20 protein-coding genes and 1 pseudogene are annotated in these 19,786 nt (G+C 36.6%); 9 read left to right on the top strand and 12 right to left on the bottom strand.

All coding sequences use genetic code 11. The features are described 5' to 3' along the window. Positions 1–73 precede the first annotated feature (73 nt). From G5W_RS0106525 to G5W_RS0106500, 6 genes are all read left to right on the top strand, one after another. On the top strand, positions 74–1,240 hold the full coding sequence (locus tag G5W_RS0106525) for a CDP-glycerol glycerophosphotransferase family protein (RefSeq protein ID WP_010095219.1): 1,167 nt from the start codon (positions 74–76) through the stop codon (positions 1,238–1,240). Between the two features lie 167 nt (positions 1,241–1,407). Then, positions 1,408–2,382, top strand: a complete 975-nt coding sequence (locus G5W_RS0106520) for an LCP family protein (protein WP_010095218.1) — start codon at positions 1,408–1,410, stop codon at positions 2,380–2,382. A 670-nt stretch (positions 2,383–3,052) separates the two neighbouring features. Beyond that, positions 3,053–5,323 (top strand): beta strand repeat-containing protein, encoded by a 2,271-nt coding sequence (locus G5W_RS0106515; protein WP_010095217.1) that lies wholly within the window; start codon positions 3,053–3,055, stop codon positions 5,321–5,323. Positions 5,324–5,404: 81 nt separating this feature from the next. Further along, complete coding sequence (locus G5W_RS22705) at positions 5,405–6,745, top strand: hypothetical protein (RefSeq protein WP_010095216.1); 1,341 nt, start codon at positions 5,405–5,407, stop codon at positions 6,743–6,745. Between the two features lie 166 nt (positions 6,746–6,911). Continuing rightward, on the top strand, positions 6,912–9,284 hold the full coding sequence (gene secA2 / locus G5W_RS0106505; RefSeq protein WP_010095215.1) for an accessory Sec system translocase SecA2: 2,373 nt from the start codon (positions 6,912–6,914) through the stop codon (positions 9,282–9,284). A 16-nt stretch (positions 9,285–9,300) separates the two neighbouring features. Then, positions 9,301–10,185 (top strand): accessory Sec system S-layer assembly protein, encoded by an 885-nt coding sequence (locus tag G5W_RS0106500; RefSeq protein WP_010095213.1) that lies wholly within the window; start codon positions 9,301–9,303, stop codon positions 10,183–10,185. A 405-nt stretch (positions 10,186–10,590) separates the two neighbouring features. Here G5W_RS0106500 and G5W_RS0106490 read toward each other — a convergent pair whose 3' ends face one another. The 8 genes from G5W_RS0106490 to G5W_RS0106455 all read right to left on the bottom strand — a co-directional run bounded on the left by G5W_RS0106490 (position 10,591) and on the right by G5W_RS0106455 (position 14,480). Then, positions 10,591–11,247 (bottom strand): cadmium resistance transporter, encoded by a 657-nt coding sequence (locus G5W_RS0106490; protein WP_010095209.1) that lies wholly within the window; start codon positions 11,245–11,247, stop codon positions 10,591–10,593. Between the two features lie 32 nt (positions 11,248–11,279). After that, on the bottom strand, positions 11,280–11,426 hold the full coding sequence (locus G5W_RS23945) for a hypothetical protein (protein ID WP_010095208.1): 147 nt from the start codon (positions 11,424–11,426) through the stop codon (positions 11,280–11,282). Positions 11,427–11,524: 98 nt separating this feature from the next. Next, on the bottom strand, positions 11,525–11,920 hold the full coding sequence (locus G5W_RS0106480; RefSeq protein WP_010095206.1) for a hypothetical protein: 396 nt from the start codon (positions 11,918–11,920) through the stop codon (positions 11,525–11,527). Further along, positions 11,896–12,123, bottom strand: coding sequence for a helix-turn-helix transcriptional regulator (locus G5W_RS20605; protein ID WP_010095204.1), 228 nt, complete (start codon positions 12,121–12,123; stop codon positions 11,896–11,898). Before G5W_RS20605 ends, G5W_RS0106480 begins: the two co-directional genes overlap by 25 nt. 163 nt (positions 12,124–12,286) lie before the next feature. Further along, positions 12,287–13,003, bottom strand: a complete 717-nt coding sequence (locus tag G5W_RS0106470; protein WP_010095203.1) for a hypothetical protein — start codon at positions 13,001–13,003, stop codon at positions 12,287–12,289. Positions 13,004–13,024: 21 nt separating this feature from the next. Further along, the gene (locus G5W_RS0106465) at positions 13,025–13,567 is read right to left on the bottom strand and encodes a GNAT family N-acetyltransferase (RefSeq protein WP_010095202.1); all 543 of its coding nucleotides are present in this window, start codon (positions 13,565–13,567) and stop codon (positions 13,025–13,027) included. A gap of 32 nt (positions 13,568–13,599) precedes the next feature. Beyond that, complete coding sequence (locus G5W_RS0106460) at positions 13,600–13,974, bottom strand: hypothetical protein (protein WP_010095201.1); 375 nt, start codon at positions 13,972–13,974, stop codon at positions 13,600–13,602. Between the two features lie 26 nt (positions 13,975–14,000). Further along, positions 14,001–14,480: a GNAT family N-acetyltransferase gene (locus G5W_RS0106455; protein ID WP_010095200.1), complete on the bottom strand. Its 480-nt coding sequence runs from the start codon at positions 14,478–14,480 to the stop codon at positions 14,001–14,003. Positions 14,481–14,641: 161 nt separating this feature from the next. Between G5W_RS0106455 and G5W_RS0106450 the strand changes: the two genes are divergently transcribed. Next, positions 14,642–15,262 (top strand): cupin domain-containing protein, encoded by a 621-nt coding sequence (locus tag G5W_RS0106450; RefSeq protein ID WP_010095198.1) that lies wholly within the window; start codon positions 14,642–14,644, stop codon positions 15,260–15,262. Between the two features lie 130 nt (positions 15,263–15,392). Here G5W_RS0106450 and G5W_RS0106445 read toward each other — a convergent pair whose 3' ends face one another. The 4 genes from G5W_RS0106445 to G5W_RS0106430 all read right to left on the bottom strand — a co-directional run bounded on the left by G5W_RS0106445 (position 15,393) and on the right by G5W_RS0106430 (position 18,187). Then, positions 15,393–15,977, bottom strand: a complete 585-nt coding sequence (locus G5W_RS0106445; protein WP_010095195.1) for a GNAT family N-acetyltransferase — start codon at positions 15,975–15,977, stop codon at positions 15,393–15,395. 58 nt (positions 15,978–16,035) lie between these two features. Continuing rightward, entirely contained in the window at positions 16,036–16,320 is a 285-nt protein-coding gene (locus G5W_RS20600; RefSeq protein ID WP_081472434.1) for a nucleoside/nucleotide kinase family protein, read from the bottom strand. A gap of 113 nt (positions 16,321–16,433) precedes the next feature. Next, entirely contained in the window at positions 16,434–16,943 is a 510-nt protein-coding gene (locus G5W_RS0106435) for a DinB family protein (protein ID WP_010095193.1), read from the bottom strand. Between the two features lie 299 nt (positions 16,944–17,242). Beyond that, positions 17,243–18,187, bottom strand: coding sequence for a helix-turn-helix transcriptional regulator (locus tag G5W_RS0106430; protein ID WP_010095191.1), 945 nt, complete (start codon positions 18,185–18,187; stop codon positions 17,243–17,245). 89 nt (positions 18,188–18,276) lie between these two features. Here G5W_RS0106430 and G5W_RS0106425 point away from each other — a divergent pair, with 89 nt between their 5' ends. Next, positions 18,277–19,212 (top strand): Gfo/Idh/MocA family protein, encoded by a 936-nt coding sequence (locus G5W_RS0106425; RefSeq protein ID WP_010095189.1) that lies wholly within the window; start codon positions 18,277–18,279, stop codon positions 19,210–19,212. A 15-nt stretch (positions 19,213–19,227) separates the two neighbouring features. Further along, positions 19,228–19,760, top strand: a pseudogene (locus G5W_RS24215) (transposase); the annotation flags it as partial. Between the last annotated feature and the right edge of the window lie 26 nt (positions 19,761–19,786).

Here is a 19,786-nt window from a genome sequence, read left to right as displayed (position 1 = left end):
TTATGGAATGTTAGGGTCCTAACAAGTTGTAATGTGGGATAACGATTAAAAGTCTATCTTTTCCGGAGGTAGTATGATAAGAGAATTCATTATTTCCATCTATTTATTTATATTTAAAATTTTGTTTATGTTAGCCAAATTATTTCCGCTCCAGGAGAAGACTGTTGGTTTCGCTTCATTTGGAGATAACATATACTATACAACCCGTGCACTGCGTAAATCCTCCAATGAACCGATTATTATCGTGAGGGACTCTATGTGCAAATATGAATTTGATGAATCAATAGCAACAATAATTCCATTTCATCTTACTAGACCAATAGCTTATATAAAATCTATCTATCACTTAGCAACCGCTACTACTATATTAGTAGATAACTATTTTGGATTCCTAGCTGTGACGAAGTTTCGCAAGGGTGCGACTTGTATACAGCTTTGGCATGCAACTGGGGCACTGAAAAAATTCGGTCTGCAAGACCCTTCCATTAAAAATCGCACGCCGAAAGCTATTAAACGGTTCCAGCAAGTATACAATCGTTTTCATTATATTACTGTTGGCTCCGACAGAATGGCAGAAATTTTTGAGGAGAGCTTTGGACGACCAAGTGAAACAATGCTGCGGACTGGAGTTCCAAGAACTGACTTTTTTTATAATCAGCTGGAGAGAAATCATGCATTACAGGCTATTGATGATTATCTGCCTCATACTCGCCAGAAAAAAGTTATTCTATATGCACCGACCTTTCGAGAAAATCAATTGAACCATTATCGAATTCAATTGGATGTTAGTCGTATGTATGAGGAACTCTCACAAGACTATATTTTATTAATTAAAAATCATCCTGCAGTTCGATATGAGTTACAACATGGATATGAAGATTTTGTATTTGATGTGACCGATTATTATGATGTGAATCACCTGTTATTAGTAACAGACATACTTATAACGGACTATTCTTCTGTTCCCTGCGAATTCTCAATCTTTCATAAGCCGATCATTTTTTATGCTTATGACTTAACAGAATATCCAGGACTTCGTAAAGATTATGTGTCGGAATCTCCTGGTCCAATCGTCTATACTACAGAAGAAATTATTACGACTATCAAAGAAGAGAACGTTGATTTAGAGAAAATAGCTCACTTTTCTTCCATATGGAATAAATATTCAAAAGGGAATTCTAGCAATCATTTAGTTGATTTTATCATGGAAAGAAAAAGTCCGAAACACCAAGTGGGATAGTCATTTTATTGTTATCTAATTCTAATCAAATTTTAATTTACGAATACAATGATTAGTAGTACAATGTTTAAAGTGACTTTTTGATTGATTTACTGAACACTTTATAAATTTTTTTCGTCTATATAGAAAAGACTATATTTAATGGTTATAAAAGGGGAAATACACTTATGCCACATACAAGAGTAAGTAGAAGGAGAAAAAAGCGTAAGCTACGTCGTAGAGTCTATGTTCTTGCTCCGCTATTAATTCTTTTTCTATCTGCAGCTGGTTTTTTAATTTCGTTATATATAAAAGCAGACACAGTTTTTACTGCTTCACATGAAGAAGATACACGTGCTGGAGGTAAATCAGAACTACGTGAGGAAGTGGTTAATCCAGCCGATGATAATGTTTCCATACTCTTCATCGGGGTTGATACAAGCGAAAAGAGAAATGATGCTAACCCTCGATCTGATGCACTAATTCTAGCTACACTGAATAGTAAAGAGAAAAGTGTAAAAATGGTAAGTATACCACGTGACTCCTTGGTCTACATTCCTAAAGTGGGTTACGAAACTAGAATAAATCATGCTCACGCACACGGCGGACCACAAGCAACAATAGAAACAGTAGAGAATCTTTTCGATATTCCAGTTGATTACTATGTCCGTGTTAATTTCGAGGCATTCATTGATATCGTTGAAGCTTTAGGTGGTATCACAGTTGATGTACCGTACGAAATGTATGAGCAGAACTCTCAAGACGTTGCAGATGCCATTCACCTGTTACCTGGAGAACAGGAGCTAAATGGTGAGGAAGCTTTAGCATTTGCTAGAACACGTCATTACGATAATGATATCGAACGTGGTAAACGACAACAAGAAATCATTAAAGCAATTGTTAAAAAAGGTGCTTCCTTAGGATCTGTCTTCAAATATGGAGATGTAATTGAAGCAGTTGGTGACAATATGAAAACCAATTTAACATTTGATGAAATGAAGAGCTTCATTTCCTATGGTTTAGAAGGAACTAACCTATCCATTGAAAGCTCATCTTTAGAAGGAACTGACTACCAACCATCTAATGCTTACTATTGGAAGCTTGATGAAGCAGCCTTAGAACAGAAGAAGTTAGAGCTGAAACAGCATCTAGAAATTGAATAATATTATAGAGCGATTATCTAGGGATAATCGCTCTTTTTTTATGGTGATCATAGGGATTAAGATGCTTTTGGAAAGAGTATAGATTTCTGATAAATCGGCTATGTTGTAGCGAATATTGGCCATCCCTTCCCAAACATTGTCCCTCCTATTCGTAACATTCCTTCCAACCTTCACCACATGCCTATACTCTTCCCAATATCGGCTGATAATCGTTGTTTTAGTTCGTTATTAAGACCATTTTAGAGAAAAAATGGTAATTTTTGTTCTTTTTAAAGAAATATGGCGTTTTTTCAACATTCCCTTTCAGGAATTAATAATTTATACTATAACCAGCGTGTCAACGTGGGTATAATTATCTAGTACCCTAACACGTTACTATTGTGCTTAGGATACCGTGAGACCAGAGTTCAGGCGTCTCACTTATTAATCTATGAAAATAGGTATAATCCTTTGTAAATAGTACATAATACTTAGTAGGTGTTTTCTATTCTTGTCGCCTACACCAAATCTAAATAAAGTATGACACATAGTTTTCCAACATATTCCGAGGCGTTGGTCTTTTTTATGGCTTGATCGTTCTCAATAAAGAACTAGTGGGAGGTGTCAACAACAATAGGAACCTATGTAGTAATACTTTACTTAAAAGTTAATTTAAATTGGAGGTCTTTTGATGAACAAGAAACAAAGAAAGATTATTAATGTATTAAGTACCGGCTTTATCGTTTCTTCTCTCTTTACAGGTGGTTTAACCGTTAGTGCGGATAACAATGGACCTGTAGAAAATAGGGATGAACAAGGTAACAGCCAATATGCACATTTCTCGTTTAACCAGAACCAAGACAATTTTGCATCTGGATTTAATAACGGTCAATTCCAGAATAGAGAAGGTGCTGCAACAGGATTCCAACAAGTGGATGGAAGTAAGAATAAACAAGTACAAAAAGGATTTAATACAGACAACCAGAATGCAGATGGATATGGTGGATTTAATAATCAGGAACAAATTGCTCTTACTAGTAAAAACCTAAGCCAAGGTGCATTCGGTAAAAAGAACAGCCAAACCAATACTAGTAAAAATACGACATTCCAAAACGGTCTAACGGGTGGATTTTTCAACTTCCAAGGGCAAGGTTCGAATAATGGATCTTCTTCTCATCAAGAGGCCTCAGATGATAGAAATAAGCAAGATGCGGTAGTTATGCACAATACGGTACAAAATGCTAGTTCAAATGGTGCTTGGAATGAGCAACTACAAGGATCTGTAAATGGATCTGAGTCTTCACAAAATGCTTCCGGAGATAAAAACAATCAGAATGTTAATTTAGATACAGATACAAATCAAAATGCTGGCACTATTGGTATTGGAAATGATCAAAGCCAAGGTTCCACAAACGACACCGGATCCTATCAAGATTCCTATGGTGATGGAAACAACCAAGATACGTACATTGAAAATGATACAGACCAAAATACAGGCACAATTGGACATGGTAACAACCAACAACAGAACTCTAACAATAGTACAGATTCATCACAAGTAGCTACAGATGAGGAAAATAACCAACAAGTCGATATCGAAAATGATACAGATCAAAACGCTATATCAGTTGGAGGCGATAACGATCAATACCAAGGCAACTATAATGAATCTGATGCTCAGCAGGGTGCAATAGGCGAAGAAAATGAAGCAGATGCTGACATTGATAACGATACAAACCAAGATGCCGATGCTATAGGTCATGATAATTATCAAGAACAAGGATCTCAAAATAGCTCTGGCGCTATTCAAGTAGGTGTTGGGGAAGACAATGAGCAAGATACCGATATCGATAACGATACAGATCAAGATGCTGTCATTATTGGAGATGACAATACACAATTACAAGGATCTGGCGACAGCTCAAATGGTGTTCAAATTGGCGCTGGTGAAGAGAATGAGCAAGACCTAAATATCGATAATGATACAGACCAGAATGCTGGAGTCATCGGTAATGGCAACGGTCAATTACAAGAGTCTGTTAATAACTCTGGTGGTGTTCAGGCTGGTGTTGGGGAAGACAACGAGCAAGATACAGATATTGATAATGATACCGATCAAGACGTGGGAACAATTGGTGTAAACAATGGGCAAGGCCAAGGCTCAAATAACAATTCTGGTTCAGTACAAATTGGGCTGGGTGAAGATAATGAGCAAGATGCAGATATTGATAATGATACCGATCAAAACGCGGGAACAATTGGCTACGGGAATGATCAAGGCCAAGGTTCTGTAAATGATTCTGGTGCTGTTCAAGTTGGTGCTGGCGACGATAATGACCAAGACGCGGATATTGACAATGATACAGACCAGAATGTTGATTCTATCGGAGCAGGAAATGGCCAATACCAAGATTCTGAGAATACATCCGGCGCTATTCAAGTTGGTGTTGGCGACGATAATGACCAAGATGCTAACATCGATAACGATACAAATCAAAATGCTGGCACAATCGGTGTAGGAAATGGGCAAGAGCAAATATCCGAGAATAATTCTGGTACAATCCAAGTAGGTGTTGGTGAGGATAATAACCAAGATGCTAACATCGACAACAATACAAACCAAAACTCAGGTAGCTCAGGCTTCGGTAACTGGCAAGGCCAATCTTCCTCTAACTGGTCATGGGGGGCTCAGTTTGGATTTGGAAATGGGAATAACCAAAACCAAAACACCAATAACAACACGAATCAAAACTCCTCTTCCTTTGGATTTGGAAATCAACAAGGGCAAACATCTAATAACAGCTCTGGATACTTCCAATTCTCAGGCGGTACTGGGAACAACCAAAATCAATCCGTAAATAATCATACAAATCAAAACCAAACATCTATAGGTTCTGGTAACACTCAAAGTCAGTCTTCCAGCAACTCAACTATTCAAATTCAATTTGGTAGTAGTAACTAAGTACGATGTTTTTTTGCATCTGTTGTTCTTTATAAAGAACAACAGATGCCATTCTTATACTTTTTTAAAGAAGGTGAAATCTTGCTTAAAAAACTATTTACATCTACTATTGCATCTATTTTTTTGATATTTACCCTTGCAACTCCTCTTGCATTTGCAGAAGATAATGCTAGACAAGAGCAAAATATTGAAACAGAAATCGGACAGGGACAACGTGAAACGGATGAACAAGCCGATCAGAATCAACAAATAGGCAATGAAGTAGATCAGGAGCAAAAAGCAAACGAATCAACAGATGATTACGACCAAAAACAATCTATAGAGGTTTCTCTTGAACAGGAACAAATCATTTCCAATACGGAAGAAGTTGACTTAGAGCAAATTCAGTATAGCGATATCAACGCTAATCAGTCTCAAAACGTTCAAAACTCAGAACAAAGCCAAGGACAAAAAACAGAAATCTCCACTAATCAAGAGCAAGACATGGAGGCTATTTCCGAAAACAGTTCTGCTACACAGAACCAACAAACGAACATTAAAAATGAGCAAAATGGATCCATTAATGGGAATAAAAATAATCAAAGCCAGAAAACGAATGTAGAGCTGAAACAAAAGCAAGAGCTTTCTATTAAAGAAGGGCAATCTGAACATGACCCTATCGAAGTAACAGAAGATGGGGAAAGTCCACTTGCTTCCATCGGGCAAAGCCAAGATGTAACAGTCCACTCTGAGCAAGAAAAAAATGGAGAAACTGAGGATAAACAAGTAAACGCGGGAACTACCAATATAATAGAAATTTTTAAAAGAGATCAGAAAACCTGGGTGAAAATCATTCAATCTATTCTCCTATATGATCAAGAAGAGTATTTCGAGGATGAATTCGAGCTCAATGATGATCCAATAAACAAAAATCAAACCTACAAAAAATCCTATAGCTGGGGAGATATTTTCTTAAAGAACACAACAGCAGTGGCGAGGGATGGCGAGAACATCCACGTTGCAATGGAAAGCTTGATCAACTTAAAATTTAATCGCCCACATGTCCGCTATGATTGGAACCCGGATTCTGATAATGATGGTCTGACAGACGAGGAAGAAAGACAACTTGGAACAGACCCTTTTAATCCCGATACAGATGGGGATGGCGTTACGGATTTTGATGAGGTACGCAAATTTAAAACGAATCCTCTAAATAAAGATAGTGATGGCGATGGATTAACAGACTACTTCGAGATTATCTATCATGACGGAAGCAAAAATTATAGAAGCATCATAGAAATCACTGTCTATCATCCTGTAGATTTAAATCCGTTAAATAAGGACACAAACGGGAATGGCATCCAAGATAATCTAGAGGATTTTGATCAAGACGGTTTAACAAATGAAGAAGAACAAGCTAATGGGACTCACCCACACCAATAATCAATAGAGACAGTCCCTCACCGCTCTAATTATTTTAGATCGATGAGGGACTGTCTCTTTCTTTCTTTCTTTCATTCTATCTCCTCTCGCCCTACTTTGTGCCATCGACATAATTCATGCTATAATATATTTTGTATGATTATGGAAACTTAAGGAGTTCATATATATGGATATAATTAGTCGCATTAAGCAGAATGAAAGCTTTCGTGAGGTTAAGAAATACTATGCGTTGGTTGAGAAAATTAATAACCTAGAAAATGAATATGAAGCACTATCTGATGATGAATTAAAAGGAAAAACAATCGAATTTCGTAACCGCCTTGAAAAAGGAGAAACCATTCATGATTTAACGGTAGAAGCATTTGCAACGGTTCGTGAGGCGTCAAAACGTGTATTAGGTATGCGCCATTTTGATGTTCAACTTTTGGGTGGAATCGTACTACTTCATGGAAATATTTCAGAAATGGCTACCGGTGAAGGGAAAACATTAGTTGCCTCCCTACCAAGTTACCTTGTTGCACTAGAAGGAAAAGGTGTACATGTCATCACCGTGAACGATTACCTTGCTCAACGCGACCGCGATATTGTAGGACAAATCCATGAATTTCTTGGACTTAAGGTCGGACTTAATATCCCAGGTCTAGGCACACAGGAAAAGCAAGCTGCTTATAACTGTGATATCACGTACGGTGTTGGAACAGAATTTGGGTTCGACTATTTACGCGATAACACCGTCAACGAACTTTCCCAAAAAGTACAACGCCCATACCATTACGCCATCATAGACGAAATTGACAGTGTACTGATTGATGAAGCGAAAACGCCACTAATTATTGCAGGGAAAGACAAGCCAAGTGGAAGACTTTATAAGGTTTGTGCGAGTGTTATTAAAAGTCTTAAGGAAGAAGAAGATTATACCTATGATTTAGAATTAAAGACAGTGAACTTTACGGAAAAAGGTCTTAATAAGTGTGAAAAGGTATTCGGAATTCCTAACCTATTTGACCTCGAACATAGTTCTCTATTTCATTCCCTTCTTCAAGCATTAAGAGCTCGAGTTCTTTATAAGCGTGATGTTGACTACATCGTTGAAGATGGAGAAATTAAGCTTGTCGATATGAACACAGGACGTATTATGGAAGGACGTAGCTTGAGTAATGGTTTACACCAAGCAATTGAGTCTAAAGAAGGTCTTGTGAATACAGAAGAGAATAAAACAATGGCATTAATTACGGTTCAGAATTATTATCGCATGTATCCACTATTATCTGGTATGACAGGAACAGCAAAAACAGAGGAATCTGAGCTTCGAGAAACTTATGGAATGAACGTGGTGCAAATTCCTTCCAATAAGCCTAATCAACGTGTTGATATGTCGGATAGAGTCTTTATGACGAAGGAACAAAAGTATGATTTCTTATTAAAAGAAGTGAAAGAACGTCATCAAACAGGACAACCAATCCTAATTGGTACTACCTCTATTCTTCAATCCGAGGAAGTTGCAAAGCTATTAGATCGGGAACAACTGGAGTACCAATTATTAAATGCAAAAAGTGTTCAACAAGAAGCGAAGCTAATTTCCTTAGCTGGACAAAAAGATCGAATAACGATTGCTACGAATATGGCTGGTCGTGGAACCGATATTATGCTTGGTGAAGGTGTAGCAGAGCTTGGTGGTCTTCATGTAATTGGAACAGAGAGGAATGAAAGTCGACGAATCGATAATCAATTAAAAGGTCGTTCTGGAAGACAAGGAGATCCAGGTTCAACTCAGTTTATTATTTCCGTTGAGGACTATCTATTTATTCGCTATGCGGCAGATGAACTGGAGCGTATGAAACCGAAGTTTAAAGCAAACGAAATTGGAGAGATTACCTCTTCCAATGTTCATAAATTTGTAGAGACAGCACAGAAAATCTCCGAGGGTATTCACTATCAATTCCGTGAGTACAATTTGAAACTAGAGAATGTAACGAATAAACAACGTGATATTGTATATCAGCTTCGAGACAAGCTATTAGAAGAAGAAAATGCCATTCAATTTGTTATGAAACAAACAGCTGATTTACCGAAAAAGTTAATCCAAACGTTCTGCGAAGAAGACTCGTTACCAGAAGAATGGGATTTAGAACGATTATCAGAAGAACTTAATAAAATTTCGTTAGTCCCTTTCCAATTGGAAGAAAAAGAATTCCAATCAGATGAAGAGCTCATAGACTTTGTGAAAGACCACTTCAAACAAAATCTAGAAGAGCTTTCCCAATACGAAGACAACGAAGAAATCCAAATGAATGCAAAAGGAGTCGTTCTATTTGTGATTGATACATTGTGGAAAAAGCATCTAGACACGATGAATCAATTGAAGGAAGGTATTGGTATTCGTCAATACCAACAGGAAGACCCTGTTCAATTATATGAAAAAGAGGGATATAAGCTATTTGAAACCTTATTCAATGATATTGAATACGAAATCGCGACAAGACTTATCATCTTAATCCATCGCGCAAATGAAAAAGAGGATAACAGCGAAAACTCTTAAATAAAGGAATGATTTTATGTTTAGTTTTAAAAAAGGCAAGGGCAGTAAAAACGATCCGAATGCAATTGATGCAAGTGAAGTATTAAGTTCTCCTGGGGATGTAACTAGTGATGAAGAACTTGAAACTACTTTATCCATCCCTGATGGTTGGAATGTTACCGATGAAGAGCGATATGTCTTCGCTTTCCATAATAGTCAAGCACCAAAATTAAACATTAACCAAATCTCAATTTATGGAATGGAGTTTTCCAAGCTTGCTGATGGTCGGATTTTAACCACTGGTTTAATCCGTAGTACTGTGACGCAAAGCATCAAGTTTGGTCCAACAACTATTTTGCTTTTAGATGGCGATAAGGAATTAATTGCAAAGAAGGAATTTGATCTGAGTAAACTAGATAGCATTCCTCCTAATGCTGCAAGACCTTGGAAGTTCGTCTTCAATAAAGAAGACATAGTAAAAGAAGTGAACGCGCAGCCTGAGGAATGGTTATTAGCATTTGAAATCAAGCAAAAGCACGTTCTTGATTTAGATGAATCTTGGGAAAAATCGATTGCAGAAGATGTGAAAACCACTTTAGCTCAGATAGTTGAAAACGCTGCTCCACTGAAGCCTGGTGAAGTAAATTTCATGGGAATAAATGCACAGCGTAACGAAAATAATGATTTAGTCGTAACACTACTTATTCGAAATGGTGCAGAAAAAGGAATTGCTCTACAGCAGCTTCCACTCGGAGTAAAAGATGCAAGTGGTGAAGAAATAACTCGTGGAGCTTTTAAGCTGGATGACTTAACCATTAAGGCGAACACAAGTAAACCATGGACATTTATTTTCCCTGCTAACTCTATAACAAAGGAAGAAATTGATTTATCTAGATGGCAGGTTTATCCGATACAGAATTAATCAGAGATATGAAACAATGGTGGCCGGGACAAAAGGATTTTAATCCGAACAATACCATAGACAGTGGAATAAACCGCACCGGAAATATACTTCGCGTTCCACTTCCAGTACAGGGGCGACATCTGCTTGACAAAACCGTCGCAGTGTCTACCTTGCGCGGGCGGCTGGTGAGCCTCCTCGTGCTAACTTCTTTAGGGGTCTCACCTATGCCTTTCCTCCCGCAGGACAAGGAACGCTTCGGCAGCGACTCATCGCACGCAGAAAAAGCGTTCTTCTTTTTCAAGGAGTCTCCGTATATTTCCGGTGCTTAATTTGGTTATTGTTCGCTTTTGAACTCGTATAATTATGTTCTGTTCCAACATCTTTTGAAAAAATATCCCCACATCATAAAATAAAGTCAATTAATTAGGTAAACGTACGATTTTCATGTAGTATGAAGAACCCCAAACCAATTAGTACAAACGGAATAATAATATGGCCATATATATCTAATGTTTGTGCAATTACTGGAAAGGAGACTAGCTTAAAGGAGATGTAACACCATGCAGCAACTAATAGTAGAAAGATGAAGATAATTAGGCTTATGCTCGGCCCACTATTATAGGTTGCCAGAAAGGGGATATAAACCCCAATATTGTCTCCACCATTGGCAAATGTGACAGCAGCAACCTTATAAACACTAGGGTGTAAAACTTTCTGCCTCCAGGTGGAGGTTACTTGTAAATCTTCACTTCCAGTCGTTTTCTCGATTGAATAACCCGCTCCCTCTCTTTCAGAAAGCAGAGATTCTTTCCGTTCTCTGTACTGCTCAACTATGGCTTTACCGCCTAAATATATTGGAACAAGCCCCAATAATCCGATCCATTCCTTAGAGATAAGGAAGGTTCCGAGAGAACCAACCATACTGACTATTAGCAGTAAAATAAAACCAACATATTGGCCAAAAACAATGTGGTGACTTTTCAGTTTTGAATCTCGCTGCGAGAACCAAGCCATCAACAGAAAAATATCATCGATGTTTGTTGCTACAAAAAGGACAACTGTAGTAAGTATGATACCCATACATGTTCCTTTCTTTTTTCTAGTATATGTATTTAGTTGAATAAGTTCGAAATCAGGATAAGCAGGTACATTGGTACGCCAACGATTACCATCCCTGCAACAATATAGCATATACTTCTGAAGATAAACTTGAACACATCGTAGATTGCTCCCGCTAAATCATCGATAAATCCTTTCATTGTTATCTCTCCTTTTATAGTTATGCACCATTCCTAAAGTTTCTTCAAACACTATATTATGAGCTCACGCCACAACTCATTTGACTTATATATACTTATTACACTTTATATCTTTTCTTCATAATAAACTCGATTACAGGTAAGATAACAAACGCTAAACCAACTACCGTAAGTAATGGAAGGTTTTGAATATCATTCAAGTTAGATGCTCCTTCCGAGACAAATAAAATTAAAGCTGACAGCGTAAGCAAAATAAAGTATCCTATTTTCGCACTTTGTGTTTCAATATGCTTATCTAATTCATCTTTCTTCCCTCCACCATCGTGGTGACCCCAATTTATCAAATTAATAAAATAAGCTAATAAAATAAAACTACATAGAATAGATCCACCGTTTATTTCATTAAATTCAATCCATTTATATACCGTAAATCCTGCAACCGCTAAAAAAACTGCAAACGAAATAATAGCTAAGACTTTATTGGTTTTATCCATTTTTCTCTCTCCTTCTTCGGTATAAATAATTCTTCCATGGTAACTCCTAGATTTTCGGCTATATCAAAAGCTAACTGAAGACTAGGATCATATTTGTTGTTTTCAATAGCATTGATTGTTTGTCTACTCACATCACATATCTCCGCTAATTTTCCTTGAGAGATACTCTTTTTTTCTCTGTATTCTTTGATTCTATTTTCCAATCCATTTACCGCCTTCACATTACATCAGTAGGTGTAAAAAACTTTTTACACCTATATCATAAAACAAGACGAACAAGGTGTCAAATGTATTTTACACCTTGTTCGTCCTATCAAACGACTCCAGTTCAACTTCGATAGTACCTGTTATACCTTAAAATTCCATTTAGAAATTGCCCAGATTCCCCTCAAAACTTGCTTCCCACAGAACTTCTCCACCTCTGTTTAATGCCTCAATTCTAATCTTATCTGGCTCTTCAGATGTTGACTTTCTTTTATGTTCATAAATGGTGTACCATACACTAATGTCTTCTGAGATTTTTTTAATTTCTGCCTCATATGATTTCTCATTTACATGAACGATTATCGTCATTACCTCGTTATGGTTGACTAACCCTGAAAAAAATCCATCTGCATCTGAATAATTTATGATTTCATTTTGGTTTAATGCATCAATGTCATTGTATTCACCAGTTTCTTTAGTAGCAATTGTTAAACGATAGCCATCTTCATTTTCAGTTCTTACTAATAAAATAATCCGATTTTCTGTAACCTCTTTATAAACGGCTAATTGTTCTAGCTGTTCATAAAATTGAGTTATGCTATTTGAATTTGGATCAATAAATGCTTTACTATGCTCAAATAACTCTGACTTGAGATCCTCTATTTCTGCTTGCAACTTTCGATTTTCAGCTTCCAAATTAAAATAATCGATTAGGTTTACTTCTTCTTCTACTTTAGTTGATTCAGGTTCATTTTGTTCGTCATGTTTCTGCTTAGCAGGTTTGCGGGTGGATGGGTCATATAGGACGTAAACTAAAATTAAAAAGACAATGAGTCCGATTGTTACAATTATATATTTATTCCTCATATTAGCATCCATAACCGTAATACCCCACCTTAACTATGCATTAATCATCCCACAATATGCCAAATCCTCAAAACGCTCTTCTTTTCGAACATGGTCCTTTAAAATGCCCTCTTGTGACATGCCTAGTTTCTCTAGCACTCTACCAGAGGCTGGATTCGAACCGAAATAGCGAGCAAAGATTTTATGATATCCCTTCTCCTGAAACGCAAATTGTTTGATAGCCTCAGCCGCTTCTGTCGCAAAGCCGTTTCCCCAGTACTCTTCCCCAACCCAATAAGCTATTTCACCATTACGAAAGCGTTGATTATTGGATAATGCAATCGCTCCATAAAGGATACCAGTTTCTTTGTCCGTAATAGCAAATTCGTATGCTTTATCAGCTAGGAAATTCTCAAGATGGCGTTCCATCCAAGTTAAAGCATCATTAACCGAGTATGGATATGGTAGATACAGCGTATTTTTGTAAATATTATAATTGTTGCAGAGTCTTGTAACTGCTTCAGCGTCTGATTTATCGAAAAGTCGAAGTACTAGCCTTTCCGTTGTGATAGTTCGCTGTTTTTCAATATATTGCATGGTCCATACCCTCCATAAAATTGTATTAAAGTTCACGATAGTACAATGATTAGACATAAAATAAACGTAAGTCCAGACAGAGGTGTCATCACTAGTCTCTCTTTCTTACTACGAGATACTAGATTAGCTATTGTGTTTAACCCAAGAAAAACCGTTACAATCCACACTAGTAGATTAGTAGGTAAGACACTTATCCCCTCAATAATATTGGTATGTTGAAGGAAGATAAACCCCATAAATAATAGAACAACAGCATTTACACCACTCATCAAGCGTAAGCCTTTTGGCAATATCTTATGGTACCCACCTAAAGCATATTCACCGAGAGGAAAACCGAGAGCGAGTAATACTTGAAAAACTGCTACTAATACAAACATACATGTAACAAGAATCGTTATTAGCTCCATAAACTTCCCCCTATTCTTAGGTTTGATTATTTGGCTAGTATTTTTTCCATAATATATTCATTATAGGGAAGATCTTCGAGTATACGTTCCCCTATTACTTTATACCCCTTCTTCTCATACATATGAGGCAAATAGGGATGTGTCTGTGCAACTGTCAATCGAACCCTTTGTTCACCGATTCTCAACAGGTATTTTTCCATGAAGTTTATCAATTGACTAGCGATGCCCTTTCCTTTAAAGCTTGACCGTACAGCTAATCGACTTAACACATAACAATTCCAATCCTTTTGGTAATTTAACCGAACAGTTCCCATAATTAGGTCGGTATGTTTATCTAATGCAACATACAGAATCATTTTATCTATCCATTCCCGAACCTCCTCTACCATGACAGTTGATGCACTTGCAGGTAGACCTAATCTTTCATTCTCTGAATAGGCATCGTGGTATATTTCAACTAATGATTCTGCATCGCTTCTAATCGCCCTTTCTATTCTCACGTTCATCCTAATCCCTTCCAAATTCTTCTATTTCATCTATCATAACATATTATTTTCTATTTTAAATAATCAGATAAAGAACCATATGGATATTCACCCAATCAATCAGCGTTTCATATTCTGTCATTATCATTACCTTCAAATTAAAAGTGAGGTGAAACATATTAATGGTTTCCTACATGGATTATACATCTCCATCAACACAATTCACATTTGATGTTAATCAGAGTACCCTTTTTAAAAAGGATAACAAAAACTATATCAATGTTCTCGGAATCAAACAGCTAAACACTTTAGAAAATGTATCTTTACTGGACATATTCCTTAGCAAGAATAATGTCGTTGAACCACACTATCATCAAAATGCAGCAGAGCTAGTTTATTGTATATCTGGTGCTGCAGTTGTTTCCATATTAAACCCGTTCACGAAAGAGTTACTTAATCTCCCCATCACCCCCGGACAGGTTGCAAATGTTCCACAAGGCTGGTGGCATTACGAAGTTGCAACGGTCGATAACACACACCTTCTAGCAATCTTTAATGCACCAACTCCAGAAGTGATTTTAGGATCGGACATTTTATCATTCACTCCATCCAACGTTATGGCCCATACGTATTGTATGAACGAGAATCAATGGAAACAGGCAATTGCACCTGTTAAACCATCCACCTATATAGGACCATACAAGGATTGCAGAAAAACAAATCACAACAATACTTATGCCAATGCTTACCAACAGTATGAGCAGCCCCAATATATACAGCAATATCCAACAATGCGTTATTAAAAAATTCATAGTAAAAACAAAGTGCATGTAACAATTGTTATCGAGACCAAATTTTGAAAAAGAAAGGGTTACATATTAAATATGATTAATATGTAGAACCCTTTCTTCTTTTACCTATAGTTGAAAAAAGTTATTGAAGGTTTTTTTCATAACAATTACATTCGTGAACTCGATTATATTTAGTTCTGACCTTATCTTTTTCATCTCCAGAATAATGAACAAAAGCCTGTACAACCTTTAAATTAGGACTGTCTACTCTCACTACATCTTCAACTTCCTTACCTTCAAGAAACAGATGTAAATAGGAGTAAACTTTGGCAAATCCATTCTTTTTATACCACTTGTTAACCCATTCGTCATCTCTGGTCCACGCTTCAAGGTAGTCTAAACCCTTTTCTTTAGCAATACTTTCAGCTTTCTCTAATAGCTTCGTTCCAATACCCCTTCTTCGATAATCCGGATGTGTTGCAATATGCCAGATCATACCACCAAGTCCCTCACCTTTTGTACATATTGCTTTTTCACGATTATCATATTCAATATCCAACAGACCTACAATTTGTCCTCCTTCTACCGCTACCAATTCAATTGCAGGATTCTGATATTCTTCCTTTTTATTTAAAACATTATCAAAATAAGCAGTGTCTATAAATGAAAGAACTCTACATCGGACCCAACCTATTTCATCTTTGGGATTATATTGCCTTATTTCCATCTCATTTCCCCCTGATTGTTTATAAAAGTACTACAACATAACAATATTAATTTAATACTCATTTACGAACTAGATCTAAGTGATTATTAGAAGAAGTAGACCCGTTTAAAATTAAATCTGCATGCCATTTTGTAGGTTCAACAAACTCGTTATGACGATGCCTAACTAAATCAAGATATTCTGAAGAGATTTCGTCAAAGGTTTGTTCGTTTCTATCTCTTTTTAATCTCCTAATTAATCTCTCATCTGACGGGCAATCGACAAATATCTTCAAATCTATTTTTTCTCTAATTTCCTTAAAATACAAGACCATCAAGCCTTCAATTATAACAACATCATACATTTTAGATGAAATGAATTGATTAAAATCTCTACTTGTTAAGGAAGTTTCAATATTAAAAACTTAATTTGTAAGCATTAAATGAGAATTAGGTTTTAACATTTATAGAATAAGACTTATAAGTATTTATTATTAATCACTTTCATATGGTGTAACTCGTGCCCAGCAATGCTATATGCAATGGTACCTACTGAAACTGTACTGTTTAATACAGTTCCATTACGGACCCACGCTGCATCATCAATGGTTGAAATAAGGCTTAACGTATTGGAACGTACCGTGTCTAAACCAACTAGTAACTGCTCCCAGGTTAATTTGTTAAAGTTTGCCTCAGCAACGTATTGATCCTGATCCATTGCTGGAAGTGGTGCACTTTCATTTCGTGCAATTGCAAGCATTCTATACGACATCACACGTTCGGAGTCGGTCATATGTCCAATCACTTCTTTTAAAGTCCATTTCCCTGGTGCGTACGCCTTCCTTGCTAACTCCTCTGATACACTACTTAAAAGGGTAATGGTCTTAGTTCGTTGCTTACTAAGTATTTCTTCAATATCTCCATCTGGCACAAGACTAACATACCTATCATGCTCTTGATTTTCAATAAATAATGGTCGTGGACGCACAAGAACCCCCTCGGATTAAATAATGATGGTTATAAGTTAATATTCGATTTTCAAGAAGATATTTCCTTTATTTTGATATATTTCATTCCCGCAAAAATAATTACATATTAAACAGCTTTATTATCACTCTACAACTGATTTATGCCGTTAACATAATACAAATAACAATGTATTAATTCACATATTCTATTCCTTCAAAATTATCCAGTCTAGATCGAAAGTCTTTATTATGATAAAGGTTTTTCTTTTGAACTTATTGCCGCACTAAGTAACGTTATAGACTCCATAATATTTAAAAATCAACTATACTTCATTATTAGCAGCTCGAGTTTTTCTCTAATAGAATCCCTTAACTCGCTAGGCTGTATAACTTCTACATAATCCAACATTTTCATCGTTTCACGTATTGCATGGTCAGGCCCAAAAAGATTGATACTCACTATTAAATCTAGTCCTTCTTCAGCTAGGTTAATAACCTCCAAATCAGTTAGTACATGGGCGTTTTGTTTATCTATTTTTAGTTGAACTGGGTAAATTTCTTCCGCCGAACGCATATCTCGAAATGCTTGTTGACTTTGATTCCAATAATCAGTAAGGGGAAAGTTCCCAGGTATGTAAAATTCCTCATCGATAACCTTTACTTTGCCAATACGCTCACATTTGAAAATTTTAACTAGATTACTATTTTCACAGAATGCGACGAGATACCAGTCTAATCGCTTCACTACAATTCCATATGGATGAATCTTTCTCTGCGAAGATGTGCCATCCATTTTGTTATAGATGATTTCAAGTGCTTTTGATTTAAATACAGACGTGAGAAGTATATCAATTGCCGGAATCTGCACATTGCTCCCCCACCAAGGACTCTCATCAAAGTAAAATCTCCGTCTTACTGAATCTAAATCGACTGGCGCATTCTTCTGTAGTTTCAACAGTGCATTCGTTAGTTTCGAGGACATATTACTTTCTTTGACAGGCTGAATACCAATACCACTTAGATAGAGATTCACAAAATCCTCTTCACGTAGATTGCTTATCCCAACGGAATAACCGTCCATAAACCTAACACCACCATTGGGGCCAGTAGTCGTCACTAACGGGAAACCTGCTTCACATAAGGTATCAATATCCCGATAGATCGTTCTGTCAGAGACTTCTAATTTAGTTGACAACTCGTTTGCTTTAATCGTTCCTCTTGATTCTACTAAAAGGAGAATAGATATTAATCGATGTAGCCTCAAACTAGCACACCCCCAATAATTCTTGACAGACAGTTGTCATAAATAGATTGCTATACTTTCGATATTACATGAAGAGAGGAAGATTGGAAATGAATGTAGGCATTTTGGGAACTGGATTTGGGGTACACCATGCGGAATTATATAGGAAAATTGAAGGTGTTGATAGCATTACTATCTTTGGGAGGGATGAGGAAAAATTAGAACGAATTCGTAAGGAACACCCGATTCATACTACAAACGAGATAACTGATATTCTAGAAAATCCTACTATTGATTTAGTAGATGTTTGTCTTCCTAGTTCTCTACATAAACAATATGTTATCGAAGCATTAAAAAATGGTAAGCATGTTTTTTGCGAAACTCCTGTTGCATTAACAATGGAAAATGCGGAAGCAATGCTTATAGCAGAACAAAAGTATGGTAGAAAAGTCTTTGTAAATCAATTTATAAAACATGAACATCCTTATGAATATCTCTACGCAGAAATCCAAAATGAAGCGTTAGGAAAGCTAAAATCATTACATATTAAGAGAATGACACCACCATTATGGGGCGACTTGAGTTTGCATAAGATAACTACTGACCTGATGATTCATGATTTTGATTTTGTAACATGGCTGCTGGGATCACCTTCCAATATAACTTCTCAAGGTAAAAATAGTAAGCAAGGTCAATCCTATGCTTTGGTTATACTGAACTATGATGAAACAGTGGTGCGTGTTGAAGGCTCTTCTATGATGCCTTTTGGTCATCCCTTCACGGTTGGCTATGAAGCAATATTCGATAATGGATCGATAACTTACCAGGAAGATGGTTATGAGGATAGAAACGAAACAAAATTTCTACGATCTACGCATAACAATCTGGAACAAATTGAACTAATACATAAGAATTGCTACGAGGAGTCTATTAGGGAAGTAATCGATTGTTGTAAGAACGATTCCCCTAGTAGATTGAGTTTGAAAGCAGCGGTAGAAGCATTAGCGGTATCTATTGAAGCAAAAGAGCAACTTCTAACTCAATAAAGTTGCATAGGACTAATTAAACGGTTTGATTTTAATGTAGAAGCTGTAGCTTTAGGCTCAGGATAATTTACAAACTCTATATGTAACGGCTTATCGGACAGAAACATTTTTGGAGTAATAGCCATCACCAATTTCATCCAACAAAAGGACTGTTTCCTAAGTGACAGATTCAAAATACGATAAGGATAGTGATATATACATTTATCCTAACGGACAACATTTAACCTATTTTACTACGAGTAGAGTTGGCAACAGAGATTATAAATCTGATTCCCAAGTTATGTGCGAGTTTTCCCTTATTAGATTAATATACCCGATCCAAAAATCACTAAAAGGCCATAACACGTTATGTTTGAGAATAGAAAGGTTAGATAAAGTAGGTTGTCAACATCAGGTAAAATGCTATATAGATATCAAAAAAAGTAGGTTGAGCAAATCTTCGCAACTGCCGGTTACGGGTATTACGCAAAGCGAGTGAACAAGTATTACGCACAGTAGCATACCAGAATATAAAGGAGGTTGCCGAACACCTAGTAAAGCTAGGTTAGGTCTGTGCAAGAGTTGAATTTCTATA

Origin of the sequence: Ornithinibacillus scapharcae TW25 (assembly GCF_000190475.1) — a bacterium.
Classification (GTDB): domain Bacteria; phylum Bacillota; class Bacilli; order Bacillales; family Amphibacillaceae; genus Ornithinibacillus; species Ornithinibacillus scapharcae.
The sequence above is the reverse complement of the archived record's forward strand: the minus strand, read 5'-3'. Positions and strand labels throughout refer to the sequence as shown.